A 16,371-nucleotide genomic window follows, 5' to 3' on the forward strand; every position below is an offset into this window, starting at 1 on the left:
ACTTCCAATATTCTTTCGTAATTTGCAAGTAAGTTGTTCATTGTAAATGTTTTGTAGTTAAAACAATTTACTGATTTTCAATGAAATGAACAACTTTATTATTTAGTAATCAAAATGCACAACGGGTTTATTTATAGATTATTATTGTCGTTTTACACAAATAGGAATTTTGAAATTGGACAAAAAGTAATCATAGAAGATGAGACAAAAGGCGTGATAATTGCAATTAATAATATATGTATGACAATACAAACAGAAAATGAAAAAATTGTGTATCCGATAAAAGTTATCACGAATAAAAAAATACGAATTATAGAAGATTAATCTTACCTACCCAAACCTATTTTTAATAATTATTAACCAACCTATTAATTACTTATTAAAAAAAACTAAGCCGACTTTAACCTATCAACCAACAACCGTGAAAGCTAGTCTTTTACAACTAACAAACCTATTTGATTTAGTAGAAAATTAAAACATCACTTTCTATTATCTATCTAAATCAAACTAAACCAAATTTTTAAAAAGTGACCGAATTAACCAATCGGTCACTTTTATTTTTGTACAAAGTTTATTATTTCATATAATAGTTGTACATTTGCACCTCATTACATAATAATTATTAAATAATATTGGCATGTACTTAACATCAGAAGTAAAAAGCGAATTATTCGCAAAGCATGGTAAATCTGCAACAGATACAGGATCTGCAGAAGGGCAAATCGCATTATTCACTTACAGAATTAACCACTTAACTGGTCACTTGAAAAAAAATCACAAAGATTTTAATACAGAAAGATCATTAGTTATGTTAGTTGGTAAGCGTAAAGCGTTATTAAACTACTTAAAGAAAAAAGATATCACAAGATACCGTGCGATTATCGCTGAATTAGGATTACGTAAGTAATTTTAAACACAATATAAAAGGGCAATTACGTAGAAATTGCCTTTTTTTTTGTTATAAATTAAAATAAGATATTTATCTTTATATAATGCAGTTAAAGCAAACGGCTTTAACTTTAGACGAATTAAATACTAAGAAGACGAATGATTCCACAGGCGATCACAGAAAAAATTACTCTTTCAGACGGAAGAGAAATTACAATCGAAACAGGGAAATTAGCAAAACAAGCTGACGGATCTGTGGTTGTACGCATGGGCGACACCATGTTATTAGCTACAGTTGTAGCAAACAAAGAAGCAAATCCAGGTGTAGATTTTTTACCTTTAACAGTAGATTATAGAGAAAAATTTTACGCTGCAGGACGCATCCCAGGGAATTTCTTCAGAAGAGAAGCAAAACCATCAGATGATGAAGTATTAACAATGCGTCTTGTAGACCGTGTTTTACGCCCAATGTTTCCAGAAGACTTCCATGCTGAGGTTCAGGTCATGATCTCACTTATTTCTTACGACAAAAATGTAATGCCAGAAGCTTTAGCTGGTTTAGCTGCATCAGCAGCCATTGCAATTACAGATATTCCTTTCACATTAATTTCAGAAGCTCGCGTTATTCGTTTGAATGGTGAGTTAATGATTAATCCTTCAAAAGAACAATTAGACCAAGCAGATATCGACATTATGGTTGGTGCTTCTAAAGATTCTGTTGTAATGGTAGAAGGGGAGATGAGCGAAATTTCTGAACGTGAAATGTTAGACGCAATTGAATTTGCTCATGCTGAGATTAAAAATCAAATTGAAGCACAAGAAAGTTTAGCAGCGAAAGTAGGTAAATCTTTACCAAAACGTGAATATAGCCACGAAACACACGACGAAGAAATTCGCGAAAAAGTATGGGCTTATGGATATGATAAATTTTATGATATCGCTAAACACCCATCTGATAAACACGAAAGAGGTGATAAATTTGCTCAAGTTGAAGCAGATTTCTTAGCTCAATACGAAGGAGATGAAGAAGAGTTAGCTCGTGTAACTCCTTTTGCTCACATTTACTTCCACGATGTACAAAAAGAAGCTGTACGTCAATTAATCTTAAACGAAGGAATTCGTTTAGATGGACGTGATCCAAAAACGATTCGTCCAATTTGGACAGAAGTTGATTATTTACCATCAACTCATGGTTCTGCAATCTTCACACGTGGGGAAACTCAAGCATTAGCTACAGTAACTTTAGGTTCTTCTAAAGATGCTAATATGGTTGATGGAGTTGTAACAAACTTCGACGAAAAATTCTTTTTACACTATAATTTCCCTCCATTCTCAACAGGTGAAGCTCGTCCATTAAGAGGAACTTCTCGTCGTGAAGTTGGTCACGGAAACTTAGCACAACGTGCTTTAGCGCAAATGTTACCTGACGATTGTCCTTATACAGTTCGTATTGTTTCTGAAGTATTAGAATCTAACGGTTCTTCTTCTATGGCAACAGTTTGTGCAGGAACATTAGCAATTATGGACTCTGGTTTACAAATGAAGAAACCAGTTTCAGGTATTGCAATGGGGTTAATCACAGATACTAAATCAGGGAAATTTACAGTATTGTCTGATATCTTAGGAGATGAAGATCACTTAGGAGATATGGACTTTAAAGTAACAGGAACTGCAGACGGTATCACAGCTTGTCAAATGGATATTAAAGTACAAGGTTTATCTATGGAAATCATGGAAACAGCTTTGTTACAAGCAAAAGAAGGTCGTGAGCACATTTTAGGTAAATTATTAGAAACTTTACCAGCACCTCGTCCACAATTGAAACCAAATGCACCAAAAGTTGTTGTAATTGAAATTCCTAAAGAATTCATTGGAGCAGTAATCGGACCTGGAGGAAAAGTAATTCAAGAAATGCAAAAAGAAACTGAAACAGTTATTGCAATTACTGAGTTAGATACAACAGGACGTGTAGAAATCAATGGTGTGATTCAAGAAAACATCGATCGTGTTGTAGAAAGAATCAAACAAATTGCTTTCGTTCCAGAAGTTGGTGAAACATATCATTCAGTTGTAAAATCTATCAAACCATTTGGAGCGTTTGTAGAGATTGCAAAAGGAGTTGAAGGTTTAGTTCACATTTCTGAATTAGAGCACAGACGTCTTGAAAAAGTTGAAGATTCTGTAAACATCGGTGATAAAATTGATGTTAAATTCTTAGGTTACGATGATAAAAAGAAAATGAAATTATCTCGTAAAGCTTTGTTGCCAAAACCAGAGAGAACAGAAAAACCTGCTAAATCAGCAGAGAAAAAAGAGGATAAACCTCAAGATAATAAAGAAGCTTAATTAAGTTTTGATATAAAGTAAAAAGTCCGAGATTTTCTCGGATTTTTTTGTTCTATAAAACCAATCATAACCTAAAGTAGATTAATGATTTTAATTTTTACTTTCACGATTCAAATTTTGTGTTAATTAAATAAAAATAATCTTTTTTTAACAATAAAACCTCAGTAAAACTTTATTAAATACTTAAAGATTAGGAGAACTTCAGATAATCAATTATTTTAGCAAATCGTAAAATTGAAGACAAACAAATAATGAAAAAATTTTTATTATCCACGCTTTTAGTGGTTATGCTTTTTCCTTTTAAAGTGAAAGCTGACGAAGGAATGTGGTTTTTGATGTTCATCGAGCGTCTGAATCACCGTGATATGCAAAAACAAGGTTTACAATTAACTTCAGAAGAAATTTATAGTATCAACAATAACTCTTTAAAAGATGCTATTGTACAATTTGGTGGTGGATGTACTGCTGAAATGGTTTCTGGACAAGGTTTAGTTTTGACAAATCACCACTGTGGTTATGGTGCTATTGCTGAATTATCTGCTCCAGAACATGATTACTTAAAAGATGGTTTTTGGGCGAAAGATAAAGCTGCTGAGTTAAAACCAAAAAGCTTAAAAGTACGTTTCTTCGTTCGTATGGATGATGTTTCTAAACGTATTTTAGGTGTTGTAAATGATAAAATGTCTGAGTTAGATCGTGAAAAAGCGATTAACCAAGAGATTGCAAAAATTGAAAAAGAGAACAGTGAAAACGGAAAATATGTTGTTTCTGTTCGTTCATTCTTCCAAGGAAATGAATATTACTATTTTGTTTACCAAGACTATGAGGATGTACGTTTAGTAGGAACACCTCCAAGTTCTATTGGAAAATATGGTGGAGATACAGATAACTGGGAATGGCCACGTCACACAGGAGATTTCTCTATGTTCCGCGTATATGGTGACAAAGATGGAAATCCTGCAGCTTATTCTACAAGCAATGTTCCGTTGCAACCAAAACATCATTTACCAGTTTCTTTAAAAGGATATCAACCAAATGATTTCGCTATGATTTTAGGTTATCCAGGTCGTACAAATCGTTGGATGCCAGCGCAAGGTGTTGCTCAAAATGTAGAGTACGCTTATCCTGCATGGGTTGAAGCTTCTAAAGTGACAATGGATCAAATGAAAAAATATATGGAGCAAAATCAAAAAGTAAATATTGATTATGCTTCTAAATATGCTGGAGTTGCGAACTATTGGAAAAATCGTGATGGAATGATCGAAGCTTTAAAACTTCACGGAACTGTTGCGAAGAAAACAAAAGAAGAAGAAAAATTCAATAAATGGGCTCAAAAAGGAGCAAACAAAGCCGAATATGGTGATGTTGTTTCGAATTTGAATAATTATTATGCGAAAACAAATTTAGATGCTCGTCATAACAATTACATCAACATTTTATTACGTTACTCAACTTTAGCAAGTGCGCCATATTCTATTGGAAAAGCATTAGAAAACTATGCAGCAGCGAATGATGCAAAACGTGATGAAATGCGTCCGAAAATTCAGAATGCAATCAATGCATATTACGAAAAAATGTATTTACCTTTAGAAAAAGATTTATTGGCTGCTCAATTAAATCTTTATGCTTCTAAAGCGAGCGAAGCTGGTTTAGCGCCTTATGTTGCTGATTTAGCGAAGCAAAATAACAAGAACTTTACAGCTTATGTAAATGATGCTGTTGAAAGAAGTTTCTTCGCTGATCAAAAACAAGTTGAGAATTTCTTAATTTCTCCAGATGTAGAAGTCTTGAAAAAAGATCCTTTATATGTTTTGTCAAATGCTTTAGTAGAAAGAGCTTCTAAGCAAACTGATGAACAAGCAAAATTGAATGATGTTTATTCTAAAAACTTCCGTTTATTGGTAAAAGGTTTACGTGAGTCTAAAATCGGAAATATTTTATATCCAGATGCTAACTCTACGTTACGTTTAACTTACGGTTCTATTCAAAATTTACCAAAAAGTACAAATCCAAAACGTCAACCAGATGTTGCTTCTAACTATTTCACAACATTAGAAGGTACAGTTGCAAAACACATCGCAGGTGACGAAGAGTTCGAAAATCCACAACGTTTATTAGATTTAGCGAAAGCGAAAGATTATGGACAATATGGAGATAAAGATGGATATTTACACGTAAATTTCTTATCAAACAATGATATTACAGGAGGTAACTCTGGTTCTCCGGTAATGAATGGTAAAGGTGAATTAATCGGTATTGCATTCGACGGAAACATTGAAGCAATGGCTGGTGACGTTATCTTTGATCCTAAATTACAACGTACGATTTCTGTAGATATTCGTTATGTTTTATGGGTTGTTGATAAATTTGCTGGAGCAAAACACATCGTTGATGAAATGACAATTGTAAAATAAGATTTGAATCATAATAATTTTTAAGGCTTCCTATTTTGGAAGCCTTTTTTTGTAGAGAGAATCTAAACGAATTACCTTTGTAAAAAATAAAAGTAAATGAAAGTTATTCCTCTTTTAGAAGGTGTTTTTCATGTTGATGCAAAAAAAGAGTTTCATTATTTAGGTGATAATATTGATGTTAAAAATCCCGCTGACGGATATAATCTTATTGTTCGTCCATTTTTGATACAAATTGGAGATGAAAATATTTTGATTGATTGTGGTTTCGGAACTGAAGTAGATTGTGAACCTATCATTCTAAAAAAATTACGCGAATATAATATTAATCCAAATCAAATTACGAAAGTATTGATTTCGCATTTACATAAAGATCATATCAACGGAATTGGAAATTGGGTAGGGGATCAGTTTGTATGTAACTTTCCTGAAGCAAAAATTTATATTCAACAACGCGAGTATGATTATGCGGTTGTTCAAACAAATAATTCTTATAACTATGATCGTTTAGAAAAGTTGAAATCATTCAAAAATATTGTATGGATGAATGATGATAGTGGAAATATAACGGATAATATCAAATTCGAAGTAACAGGAGGACACGTTCCGTTTCAACAAGTTTTTTGGATCAAAGAAAATGATGAAATTGTATTTTATGGAGCTGACAATCTACCTCAATTAAATTATTTTAAATATCATGCTGCTTTCAAGAATGATGTAGATGGTGTAAAAGCGATGGAAGATCGTTTGCGGTGGGAAGTTGATGCGAAAACAGAACACTGGAAAATACTTTTCTATCACGGAAAAAGAACAGATATAAAACAATTTTAGAAATTATATTATAAATGAAAAGCTTTGTATTTGCAAGGTTTTTTGTATTTGAATTATATTTCAGTTTAACTTCGAGTACCTTTGTTGATTTTAAAATTAATTGACATAAACTATGCTAAAACTCTTAAAAAGATATTAACGTTTTATGATTTGTTTTTTATGGATTTAATAAAAACGTTTATTGAAAATACATTTTATATAAAAAATCCCCAACATGTGTTGAGGATTTCGTGTGTAGTTTTTTACATTTTTTCTTCGCTATATTCGCCGAGTAAAGCATAATATCCAAAAAGTGCCATTCCAATAACTATAATTGGTGTAAGGACAAATAGAATAATAATTCCGAATACTAAATCATCTTGCGAACCTGATGATAATTTTGGAATTCCAAATTCCATGATACAAAAGTAGGCTAAAACAAGTGATAATGCGATCCAAACGATTCCTAATATTTTTTTAATTGTTTCCATTTCTAATTAGTTTTTTAGTTAACATTTCTGTCTTTATTACTGATATAAATTGCTCCGATGATAAAACAAACAGCCGCAATTCCAATAGGATACCAAAGACCCTCTAAGTAAAACTGTGGATCTCCGTTGTTTTTGGCATTTGTTACCAAATAAGTAGAAACAGCAGGTAAAAGACCTCCAAAAATTCCGTTTCCTACGTGGTAAGGCAAAGACATCGATGTATATCTAATTTTAACAGGGAACATTTCTACTAAGAACGCAGCAATTGGACCATAAACCATTGTGATAAAAATAATTTGAATCCAAATTAATCCAACTAATTTCCATTTATCACCACTATTAATATGTGTCGATTTTTTTACAATTTCACTTACTTTTCCATCTACAATTTTTGCTTGACCATTTTCTAAATGAAGCGTTGTAACTTGTTTATAAGTCGTGCCATCTGTAAATGATTTTTGAATTGTATAAATAGAATCAGATTTTTCGTCAACATTTTTGATTTCAGCTTTTTCAATTGTTTGTGCTGCAATTACTTCTTTATTTTCAAGATTTGTTGTTTGATACATTGATTCGTAAATTGGTCGATACGAGAATACAGCGACAATCATTCCGATTAACATCACCCATTTTCGACCAACTTTATCACTCAGCCATCCAAAGAACACAAAGAAAGGTGTACCAAATAATAAAGCAATTCCTAACAAAGAATCTACTTGATCAGATTCTACATTCATCACCGTTTTCATGTAACTCATCGAGTAAAACTGACCTGTATACCACACAACTCCTTGTCCCATCACAGCTCCAAAAAGTGCTAATAAAACGAATTTCATATTGTAACGATTCCCGAAAGATTCTTTCAAAGGATTTTTAGAAGTTGTTCCTTCATCTTTTGCTTTTTTGAAAGCTGGCGATTCGTCCATATTTTTACGAATCAAATATGAAACGTAAACCATTAAGATTGATAAGATAAATGGAACTCGCCATCCCCAAAGGTCAAACTGCTCTTCTGATAATAATGTTTTCGTTAATAAAATAACCAATAACGAAACAAATAAACCAACTGTTGCAGTGGTTTGTATCCAAGAAGTCCAATATCCTCTTTCTCCGTCTGGTGCGTGTTCTGCTACGTATGTTGCAGCACCTCCATATTCGCCTCCAAGTGCTAAACCTTGTAATAAACGTAAGATTAATACTAATAAAGGTGCGATAAAACCAATTGATTCGTAAGATGGAATACATCCTATTAAAAAAGTTGCTCCTCCCATTAATACTAAAGTTGCCATAAATGTATATTTACGACCAATAATATCTCCTAATCGACCAAAGAATAACGCGCCAAATGGACGTACAACAAATCCAGCAGCAAATGTTGCTAATGTTGATAAAAAGGCAGCTGTAGGATTGTCAGCAGGGAAAAATTTAGTAGAAATTACAACAGCTAAACTTCCAAAAATAAAGAAGTCATACCATTCAATTAGCGTTCCCATCGAGGAAGCACCAATCACTTTCCAGATTGTTTTTTTGTTAGCAGTTTCGCTCATAAATAATGTGTTTTTGTGTTAATTCTTGTGTGTTTTTTTATAATAATATCATTGCTTGTATTGTTATCATGTCGTCCATGTGTTTTGGTTGATCGAAAGATTTTTGATATTCTACAGAAATTTTAGCATTCTGACCATCAATGTACCAGTTTCCACCTAATTTTAATTCGTTTGCAGGCTTTACTAGACCTTTGAAATCTCTGTAAGAATATCCTACATACGGCTGAATTCTATTACGGAATTTTCCTTCTCCTTCTTTGATGTTTTTAGGCAATAAATACCCGACATGTCCAGAAAACTGATTTCCATCTCCTACAACATTTCCTTGTACATAATTTTCGCCCATGTCCGAATTTTGATATTTCGCATAAGCTGTTATCGAAGAAGATTTTCCGATTGGCGCATCATAAAAAGCATCAACAGCAAGATGAGTTACATTTTCTCCAATCAAATTATCATTTTCTTTTTTGACAATTGCATTACTTTGATTGAAAAATCCTGCTCCGATGTTAAATACTTTTTTAGTTCCTAAATAGGTTCCAACGCGATAAGGTAAAGCATTTGATTCTTGATCTAAAAATTGATAATCAAAATATCCTGAAACCGCATATTTTCCTTCTCCAAGTATCGCTTTTCCTAAATACTTTTCTTGTCCGTTTTCTAAAACTGTCGAAGAGTTTCCATCTAAAGTATTAGTAATAGCATCACTTAATGCTAAACGATAATTCAGTTTTCCAATTCGCCCTTTTGCAAACATTCCCAAATGATTTGAAAATTGATCAGACAAACCAAGTGTTGACCAGTCAGCTCTGTTATTATCTAAGGTCAACATATTGATAGAACCTTGACCATTTCCACGAGAAATTCCACCAAAATTGTGAACTCCAGCACCAATTGCTAAATTGTTTGTTACCTTATATTGTAAAAACATTTCATGCAAGAAAAACGATACATCTGTACTTTTTCCCATCGGAGAAAGATTATTATCATAGATTCCATTTGCACCAAAATGTGTTAAAATCATAAATCGATCATTGATTTGTGAATAAGCAAGAACGCGCGCTCGTTTGATAGAAAATCCATCATTGGCGTGTTTTCCTTCGTAATCCTGAAACCAAGTTTGTCCCCAAAGAATAAATCGGACATATTTACTTCCTTCTGGATTTAATTTAACGACCAAACCGCCGTCATATTCAGAAGCATATTGAGCCTTCAATTCCGTGGCTCCAAAAATGGATAGTAGAGCAATTGCGACAAAAATTTTTTTCATTTTTTAATAAATGGTGTTAGTTGTACATTATTTGTGATTTTGTATTGACTTAATTAATAGACTTAAGTTTATCTAAAATAATGTATTGAATAATAATAATGCTTTTTTTGATAAAGAATTTCTTTTTTATTTTATTAGTGTAAATAATACGCTAATATTTTTTTTAATTTCTTAAAAAAATGTCAAGAAAAGTTTTAAGTTGATAATCTGAGTTGGATTTATTTCAGAAAATTTATCAAAAAAAGATGCAATAATAATCTTATTATTTATTAAATCAAGAAATAATTATTGACTAATTGATAAAATATAGAAGTAATTTATTCTAAAATGTTATGATTTAGTAAAATATAATCTGAAATTATTTATTCTGATTAGAATAGTATAAGTAGAAAGCATAAAAAAGGTTTCGATTTTATTCGAAACCTTTTTTTAATTTATTGTAATTCTAAGATAATCTAATAATCCAACACAATTTTCTTTGGAAAACTGCGCGCCTTTCAATTGATTATCATTCGGATTTATCGTGAAATTATAAGCCGTTTTGAAGTTGGCTTGCTTTAAATTGGTCTGATAGAAAATGGTGTGAGCCAAATTACAATTCATAAAATAAGCTTGACTAAGATCTGCGAAAGAAAATTCTACATTTTGTAAAGAACAATTGCTAAACTTTGTCTTTTTTAGCGGTAATTCATAAAAAGATGAGTCGTTTAACGTACAATTTTCAAATGAAATGCTTAACCCAAATTTGTTCGAATTTTCGAGATTAAAACCTATCATTTTACAATTCATAAACTCAACTTGCTGAAAGCTTGTGTTTTCTAAAGTTACATTACTCAAATTACATTCGATAAATTGACATTGAATAAATTTGATATCGCTTAAATCTAATCCATTCAAATCACAATTTATAAACTCGCAATTCTCGTATTCACCAGATATATTTTGATTTTCTGAGAAATTAATTTGTTCAAATTTTTCTTCGAAATGATAATCCATAAGTTATTTTTTTACGATTAAGTTTCTTAAGGCTAACCAGAAAATCATCACAATCATGTCAATATAAATAGTAACTTTTAGTTGATCGATTTGCGAACAAAGATTTTTTCCTGTTACAGTAGAAATACAAGTGTCAACTCCGTCGGTTTCATATTTTATACTAACCATAGTGTTAATAATCATGTAAAAAACAATTGGAATAATAAGAATAATTATCGCTAAAATAATGTTGTAATATCGTTTTGAGATCATAATTAATCTTCGAATGTAACTTCTATTTCTTGTCCAAATTGTAAGATATAACCATTGTTGTCGTAGATTGCAAACTCGCGCATATCCCATTCAAAGGTCTCAATTTCATATACAACTTCGCAATCATCTTTTACTTGATTCCACAACTCGTCTACGTTGTCTACAACAAAATAAAAAGAACCTGTGAAATTAGCTCGTTCAAAATCTGCTCCTTCATTTGGATAAGCCAACATAATTTCTACATCGTCTTTTTGCAAGCAAGCCCAAATCCAATCTTCATTTTGATCAGCAATCTTAAATCCTAATTTTTTATAGAATTTTGTTGTTTTTTGTAAATCTTTCGTCCAAATAATTGGGCGCAAACTTTTAAAAGCCATGTTATATTATTTTGGATAAAATTACTTCAATTTTTCTTAACTCTCAATTCCATTTTTAATGAAAATTAAGCTATTTATTCATATTATTTTACTGAAAGTTTATTCCATAAAAAACTCCTAACACGTAGGAGTTTCATACTATAAATCAAAATTGATTTATGGATTATATTTTTTGTTTAATGCTTTCAAGATTGCCCAAGTTTCAGCATCTACAACTCCATCGTATTTTTCTGGACGGAAATGCATCTGAAATGCCACAATTGCATTTTTTGTTTGCGCGTCTATCATTCCATTTGTAGGAACGTTGTACCCATATTTCTTAAGATCAGTTTGCACTTGTGTGATAAAAACGGAACTTGTTGTATCCCAAGGATATTGTTGCATAAATACATACTTGTCTGTATCATCGTACCAAGCACCAACACCGTAATCTGTATATAATTTTTTCCAAGGGAAAAGTGGACCCGGATCTGGTTTTCTTCCTGGCGCAACATCAGAATGCCCAATTACATTAAAAGGAGAAATATTATAACGTTTTACAATATCTTTTGTCAATTCACCTACTTTTTTGATTTGATAATCTGGATAAGGCGTGTAATTTGGATAAGCATCCGTTCCTTTGTTTCCAAGATTAACGATTTCGATACCAATAGAAGAAAAGTTTATATTATCCAATCCTTTCCAACTACTAACACCTGCATGCCATGCACGTTTTGTTTCGTCAACTAAAAGATTAATTGTTTTGTCATCATAATCATTTACCAAATAATGTGCACTTACATCTTTCTGAGTCAATACTTTTAACGATAACTCTGTGTTGATTGCTGTGTAGTGTAACACTAAAAATCGTACACGTTCATCTTGCGAAATAGATGGATAATAATCTGTTGTCACCTTGTACTTGTCGAGTTTTGCAGCTCGAGTCATTTCCGGTTGATCTGTTTTTGAATTGATAATGACTGTGTCACGAATTACTTTTGTAATTGTTTTTGGTGGAACTGTTTTAGTTGCACAACTAGCCAAAATAAAAAAACAAGAAATTGCCGAAAATACTAATCCTTTAAAATTCATTCTTTTAGTTCTAAATAGTCTTTTGAATAGCCAAAATTAAGCCAAATAATTTAATTTTTTTTCTAAAAAGACTTGTTTTGCAATAAAAGTCAATATATATTTGCAACCGCTTTATGAGACTAATCAGTCTTATTTTTAAAAGTTAGGAGAGGTGCCAGAGCGGTAATGGAGCAGATTGCTAATCTGTCATCGGGAAACCGATGCCAGGGTTCGAGTCCCTGTCTCTCCGCTTTTTTAAAGCTAGAAATAAAACACCACTCGGGGTGTAGCGTAGCCCGGTCATCGCGCCTGCTTTGGGAGCAGGAGGTCGCAGGTTCGAATCCTGCCACCCCGACGAATTTTAGTAATAGAATTTTGGATTGGTCCAGTAGCTCAGCTGGATAGAGCAACTGCCTTCTAAGCAGTAGGTCTCAGGTTCGAATCCTGACTGGATCACAATCTAAAGAAAACCCATACTGATTATCAGTATGGGTTTTTTGTTTATTACTGCTTCAATACAATCAAATTTTAAGCAAAATTGTAAATCACTATTTTCAGTGAGATGCTTTCTGTAAAGTTTACTTATTTTTATTCAAATAAATTGTATGAATCAGCCAACCAAAATCAACATATCAAGAGTATTTATAGGATTGACAATATTCTTCTTTCTATGCTTTATTGTTATGTATAGTATTGATGGAACTGAAATAGCAAGAAATCAAAATTTTATGTTCGATTTTATAGCTATTACTGGATTTGGGTCTTTTATTTTATGTCCACTTTTTTCAGTAATATCCATTATTTTTAACTATAAAAATAGGATATTATATCTTGTATTACTTTTAAGTTTTATTCCTTTTTTTGGAATTTTAAAACTATTTGAAGGTGCTAATTTCGGAGGAAGTTTTTAATAAATTTTCGTCTTTTATTGATTTTTCAAAAAACGAAGATTCATAAAGATACTAAAAAGTTAGAATAATTATAAAAAAAACATTTTTTGTGTCCGTATTTGTCCTATCATTATTTATTCAATTAGTAAAAAGAAAAATTCTTTTTTATGCCTCTATTTATCATCGTTTTGAGCGATATGAATTTTTAGTTGTTTTTTAGTTTGTTCGATTGTTGTTCGACCATTCTTCGACCGTTGTTCGACGAAACGGCATTTTCGTCGAACAACGGTCGAAGAAACCTCGAAGGAAAGTAGGAGAAAAAATGTAGAATTCTATTTTTTCAACAATGGATATTGTGTTGTTATTTAATTGTGTTTTTAGAGAAAATTATTTCAGCATATTATTGTAAAAAATCTTTTCCTTTTTCACTCAATTGTTTAAAGTTAATTGCAGGAATAGTTGGATTCAATTTAGATTTGAAATTAGTCACACTTGGCGTTTCAAAAAAATCTAATTCGTACAAACCATCTTCCACGAATTGACAATCATCGGTTAAAATATAGATTTTAGGAAAACTTGGTTTTCGTTCTATTTTTACTTTTTTGATGTTATTTTGATCAGTAAAAACTTCTCCTTTCTTTGTGTTCGCCATTGTTTCTTATTTAGAGAACAAATTTCTTAATAAAATTGAATATTTAAAAAATCAATCCGTAATATTCAAAATATTTCTACCTTCGTTACAAATAAAACCACGTGAAATATACAATTCAAGCAATACTTTTGTTTTTTGTTTTAGGATTAACAAGTTGTTTACCAACCAAAACAGTTTCCGAAACTAAAGTTGTGACTTCAGAAATTAGCGATTTGTCGGGTAAATGGAATATAAATGATGGAGGAGATTACATTATTTTTGAAGATGCAACGAAAAAAATGGTAATGAAAACGGTTTGCGGAATTATTACGGCTGATTATACCAAAATAAATCAAGCAATAATTTTTAATCATTTAAAACAAGTGAATTCTGATTGTGAAATTCCTCAAAATATGATTCAAAATTTGCAAAAAACTGCATATTTTAAAGTAAAATCATCAAATCAAATTACTTTTTATGATGAAGCTCATCTAGAAAAGCTAACTTTGAAATTAATAAAGTAAATCGCCAAGAAAAATATATTATGCTTAGCATAATTTTTTATTAAATTTGTCTAAATTTCTAATGTTGAAGAAAGTTTTAAGTTATCCGTTATCTATAATCTTTTATATTTTTTATGGATTAACGTTGTTGGTAATGCATGTTGTGCAATGGTTGTGCTACAATTTGGGAGGGTATGCTGCTCATCACAAAAGTGTAAAAGTGATGAATGGTCTTTTGGTTTTTTGGACAAGAATTTTGGGTACAACATATACCTATAAGGGACACGAAAATTTGATACAAAATGTACCATTAATTTTTGTGAGTAATCACCAAAGTATGTATGATATTTCTCCGTTGGAATATGATTTAGCTGATTATCATCCAAAGTTTATTTCGAAAATAGAATTAGGAAAAGGAATTCCCAGTGTATCGTACAATTTGACGCATGGAGGTTCTGCATTAATCGATCGTAAAAACGGAAAACAAGCAATAGAGGAAATAAAAAAATTAGCGCAATACATTCAGAAAAATAATTATTCAGCTATTATTTTTCCAGAAGGTACAAGAAGCAAAAATGGAGTACCAAAGGCTTTCAAAGAAAATGGATTGAAAGTTTTGACGAAATATGCTAGAGACGCTTATGTTGTTCCCGTTACGCTAAATAATACGTGGGAAATAGAAAAGTGGGGTAAATTCCCGATGTATCTGGGCGCGAAAGTAACGATACAATACCATAAACCCTTAAAAGTGAGTGATTATAAGTTTGATGAAATATTCGAGCTTACCGAAAAAACTGTAAAAAGTAGTATAACCGCATAAAATAATTATATGTCAATAAAAAATGTTCGCCTGGAAGTAATGCAATTTCTTGAGAAAGATATTGATGCTTATATGGACAAATTCTTAGTTCCAGCCGATAAAATTTGGCAACCAACAGATTTTTTACCGAATTCTCAAACAGATTCTTTTTTTGACGAAATCAAAGAATTACAAGAGCTTTCGAAAGATTTGCCAGATGATTTCTGGATTACATTGATTGGAGATACCATTACTGAAGAAGCTTTGCCAACCTACGAATCTTGGTTGATGCAAATGGACGGTGTGGTAGATGAAGAAGGAAATTACCTAGAAAATGGTTGGGCAAAATGGATTCGCCATTGGACAGGAGAAGAAAATCGTCACGGTGATGTTTTGAATAAATTTTTGTATTTATCAGGACGTATCAATATGCGCGAGGTTGAAGTAACAACGCAGCATTTGATAAATGACGGTTTTGACATTGGAACAGCACACGATCCTTACAAAAACTTTGTTTATACAAGTTTTCAAGAATTAGCAACTTATGTATCGCATAATAATGTATCAGCAATTGCAAAAAAATACGGAGCGAAAAAATTATCGCGTATGTGTAAAATCATTGCAGGAGATGAAATGCGTCACCATTTAGCTTACACAGAGTTCGTTCGTCGTATTTTCGAAGCTGATCCTTCAGAAATGATGTTAGCTGTTCAACATATGTTCAAACTTAAGATTGTAATGCCAGCGCATTTCTTAAGAGCTTCTGGAGAAGAAAGAGGTACTTTGTTTGATGCGTTTTCAGATGCAGCGCAACGTATTGGTGTGTACACAGCGTTTGATTACATCGATATTATGCGAAAATTAATTGAAGCTTGGCAATTGGATAAAATCTCTGGATTGAATGCAGAGGCTGAAAAAGCAAGAGATTATATCATGAAATTCCCAGATAGAATGGATAGAATTTCGCAACGTATTGTGATTCCTGAAGATGGACCACAATTCAAATGGTTATTACCAGCTACGTCTAAATAGATTATTATAATCAAAATCATATAAAAAAGAGGCAATTCAAAATCGAATTGCCTCTTTTTATTTAGTAACTTTAACCAA

General features: G+C 31.8%; 16 protein-coding genes and 3 tRNA genes. 11 read left to right on the forward strand and 8 right to left on the reverse strand.

The genetic code is table 11. The features are described from left to right. Positions 1 to 637 precede the first annotated feature (637 nt). The 4 genes from rpsO to G0Q09_RS05225 all read left to right on the forward strand — a co-directional run bounded on the left by rpsO (position 638) and on the right by G0Q09_RS05225 (position 6,476). The gene (gene rpsO / locus G0Q09_RS05210; protein ID WP_038333654.1) at positions 638 to 907 is read left to right on the forward strand and encodes a 30S ribosomal protein S15; all 270 of its coding nucleotides are present in this window, start codon (positions 638 to 640) and stop codon (positions 905 to 907) included. Between the two features lie 140 nt (positions 908 to 1,047). Then, the gene (locus tag G0Q09_RS05215) at positions 1,048 to 3,234 is read left to right on the forward strand and encodes a polyribonucleotide nucleotidyltransferase (protein WP_219034181.1); all 2,187 of its coding nucleotides are present in this window, start codon (positions 1,048 to 1,050) and stop codon (positions 3,232 to 3,234) included. 251 nt (positions 3,235 to 3,485) lie between these two features. Continuing rightward, complete coding sequence (locus G0Q09_RS05220) at positions 3,486 to 5,648, forward strand: S46 family peptidase (protein ID WP_038333656.1); 2,163 nt, start codon at positions 3,486 to 3,488, stop codon at positions 5,646 to 5,648. Between the two features lie 96 nt (positions 5,649 to 5,744). Then, entirely contained in the window at positions 5,745 to 6,476 is a 732-nt protein-coding gene (locus G0Q09_RS05225; protein ID WP_038333657.1) for an MBL fold metallo-hydrolase, read from the forward strand. Positions 6,477 to 6,718: 242 nt separating this feature from the next. Here the strand turns inward: G0Q09_RS05225 and G0Q09_RS05230 are convergent, their stop codons facing one another. The 7 genes from G0Q09_RS05230 to G0Q09_RS05260 all read right to left on the reverse strand — a co-directional run bounded on the left by G0Q09_RS05230 (position 6,719) and on the right by G0Q09_RS05260 (position 12,459). Then, positions 6,719 to 6,946 carry a DUF6814 family protein gene (locus G0Q09_RS05230; RefSeq protein WP_125350389.1) on the reverse strand — a complete coding sequence of 76 codons (228 nt, stop codon included), beginning with the start codon at positions 6,944 to 6,946 and terminating at the stop codon, positions 6,719 to 6,721. 14 nt (positions 6,947 to 6,960) lie between these two features. Next, the gene (locus G0Q09_RS05235; protein WP_180906341.1) at positions 6,961 to 8,493 is read right to left on the reverse strand and encodes an MFS transporter; all 1,533 of its coding nucleotides are present in this window, start codon (positions 8,491 to 8,493) and stop codon (positions 6,961 to 6,963) included. A 37-nt stretch (positions 8,494 to 8,530) separates the two neighbouring features. Next, positions 8,531 to 9,763 (reverse strand): hypothetical protein, encoded by a 1,233-nt coding sequence (locus tag G0Q09_RS05240; protein WP_114999950.1) that lies wholly within the window; start codon positions 9,761 to 9,763, stop codon positions 8,531 to 8,533. Between the two features lie 429 nt (positions 9,764 to 10,192). Beyond that, a complete protein-coding gene (locus G0Q09_RS05245; protein WP_180906343.1) occupies positions 10,193 to 10,759 on the reverse strand; it encodes a pentapeptide repeat-containing protein in 567 nt (188 codons plus the stop codon). 3 nt (positions 10,760 to 10,762) lie between these two features. Beyond that, positions 10,763 to 10,942: a hypothetical protein gene (locus tag G0Q09_RS05250; protein ID WP_185655206.1), complete on the reverse strand. Its 180-nt coding sequence runs from the start codon at positions 10,940 to 10,942 to the stop codon at positions 10,763 to 10,765. A 71-nt stretch (positions 10,943 to 11,013) separates the two neighbouring features. Next, a complete protein-coding gene (locus tag G0Q09_RS05255) occupies positions 11,014 to 11,388 on the reverse strand; it encodes a VOC family protein (protein WP_038333665.1) in 375 nt (124 codons plus the stop codon). Positions 11,389 to 11,544: 156 nt separating this feature from the next. Beyond that, complete coding sequence (locus tag G0Q09_RS05260; RefSeq protein ID WP_219034182.1) at positions 11,545 to 12,459, reverse strand: N-acetylmuramoyl-L-alanine amidase; 915 nt, start codon at positions 12,457 to 12,459, stop codon at positions 11,545 to 11,547. A gap of 145 nt (positions 12,460 to 12,604) precedes the next feature. Between G0Q09_RS05260 and G0Q09_RS05265 the strand changes: the two genes are divergently transcribed. The 4 genes from G0Q09_RS05265 (at position 12,605) to G0Q09_RS05280 (ending at position 13,349) form a co-directional block, all read left to right on the forward strand. Next, positions 12,605 to 12,688 (forward strand) — tRNA-Ser (locus G0Q09_RS05265). A gap of 30 nt (positions 12,689 to 12,718) precedes the next feature. Further along, a tRNA-Pro gene (locus G0Q09_RS05270) sits at positions 12,719 to 12,793 on the forward strand. A gap of 27 nt (positions 12,794 to 12,820) precedes the next feature. Beyond that, a tRNA-Arg gene (locus G0Q09_RS05275) sits at positions 12,821 to 12,894 on the forward strand. A 149-nt stretch (positions 12,895 to 13,043) separates the two neighbouring features. Continuing rightward, positions 13,044 to 13,349, forward strand: coding sequence for a hypothetical protein (locus G0Q09_RS05280; protein WP_180906354.1), 306 nt, complete (start codon positions 13,044 to 13,046; stop codon positions 13,347 to 13,349). Between the two features lie 379 nt (positions 13,350 to 13,728). Here G0Q09_RS05280 and G0Q09_RS05285 read toward each other — a convergent pair whose 3' ends face one another. Then, complete coding sequence (locus G0Q09_RS05285; RefSeq protein ID WP_219034183.1) at positions 13,729 to 13,980, reverse strand: hypothetical protein; 252 nt, start codon at positions 13,978 to 13,980, stop codon at positions 13,729 to 13,731. 101 nt (positions 13,981 to 14,081) lie between these two features. Here G0Q09_RS05285 and G0Q09_RS05290 point away from each other — a divergent pair, with 101 nt between their 5' ends. The 3 genes from G0Q09_RS05290 (at position 14,082) to G0Q09_RS05300 (ending at position 16,293) form a co-directional block, all read left to right on the forward strand. Then, complete coding sequence (locus tag G0Q09_RS05290; RefSeq protein ID WP_219034184.1) at positions 14,082 to 14,483, forward strand: hypothetical protein; 402 nt, start codon at positions 14,082 to 14,084, stop codon at positions 14,481 to 14,483. 64 nt (positions 14,484 to 14,547) lie between these two features. Beyond that, positions 14,548 to 15,282, forward strand: a complete 735-nt coding sequence (locus G0Q09_RS05295) for a lysophospholipid acyltransferase family protein (RefSeq protein ID WP_115002023.1) — start codon at positions 14,548 to 14,550, stop codon at positions 15,280 to 15,282. Between the two features lie 9 nt (positions 15,283 to 15,291). Beyond that, on the forward strand, positions 15,292 to 16,293 hold the full coding sequence (locus G0Q09_RS05300; RefSeq protein WP_038333672.1) for an acyl-ACP desaturase: 1,002 nt from the start codon (positions 15,292 to 15,294) through the stop codon (positions 16,291 to 16,293). Positions 16,294 to 16,371 lie beyond the last annotated feature (78 nt).

This window comes from Empedobacter falsenii, assembly GCF_019308355.1.
GTDB classification, from domain to species: domain Bacteria; phylum Bacteroidota; class Bacteroidia; order Flavobacteriales; family Weeksellaceae; genus Empedobacter; species Empedobacter falsenii_B.

Bases quoted from the DNA above. Each gene is read 5' to 3' on its own strand.
- rpsO (WP_038333654.1), top strand. From the start codon at position 638: ATGTACTTAACATCAGAAGTAAAAAGCGAATTATTCGCAAAGCATGGT.
- G0Q09_RS05215 (WP_219034181.1), top strand. From the start codon at position 1,048: ATGATTCCACAGGCGATCACAGAAAAAATTACTCTTTCAGACGGAAGA.
- G0Q09_RS05220 (WP_038333656.1), top strand. From the start codon at position 3,486: ATGAAAAAATTTTTATTATCCACGCTTTTAGTGGTTATGCTTTTTCCT.
- G0Q09_RS05225 (WP_038333657.1), top strand. From the start codon at position 5,745: ATGAAAGTTATTCCTCTTTTAGAAGGTGTTTTTCATGTTGATGCAAAA.
- G0Q09_RS05230 (WP_125350389.1), bottom strand. From the start codon at position 6,946: ATGGAAACAATTAAAAAAATATTAGGAATCGTTTGGATCGCATTATCA.
- G0Q09_RS05235 (WP_180906341.1), bottom strand. From the start codon at position 8,493: ATGAGCGAAACTGCTAACAAAAAAACAATCTGGAAAGTGATTGGTGCT.
- G0Q09_RS05240 (WP_114999950.1), bottom strand. From the start codon at position 9,763: ATGAAAAAAATTTTTGTCGCAATTGCTCTACTATCCATTTTTGGAGCC.
- G0Q09_RS05245 (WP_180906343.1), bottom strand. From the start codon at position 10,759: ATGGATTATCATTTCGAAGAAAAATTTGAACAAATTAATTTCTCAGAA.
- G0Q09_RS05250 (WP_185655206.1), bottom strand. From the start codon at position 10,942: ATGATTATTAACACTATGGTTAGTATAAAATATGAAACCGACGGAGTT.
- G0Q09_RS05255 (WP_038333665.1), bottom strand. From the start codon at position 11,388: ATGGCTTTTAAAAGTTTGCGCCCAATTATTTGGACGAAAGATTTACAA.
- G0Q09_RS05260 (WP_219034182.1), bottom strand. From the start codon at position 12,459: ATGAATTTTAAAGGATTAGTATTTTCGGCAATTTCTTGTTTTTTTATT.
- G0Q09_RS05280 (WP_180906354.1), top strand. From the start codon at position 13,044: ATGAATCAGCCAACCAAAATCAACATATCAAGAGTATTTATAGGATTG.
- G0Q09_RS05285 (WP_219034183.1), bottom strand. From the start codon at position 13,980: ATGGCGAACACAAAGAAAGGAGAAGTTTTTACTGATCAAAATAACATC.
- G0Q09_RS05300 (WP_038333672.1), top strand. From the start codon at position 15,292: ATGTCAATAAAAAATGTTCGCCTGGAAGTAATGCAATTTCTTGAGAAA.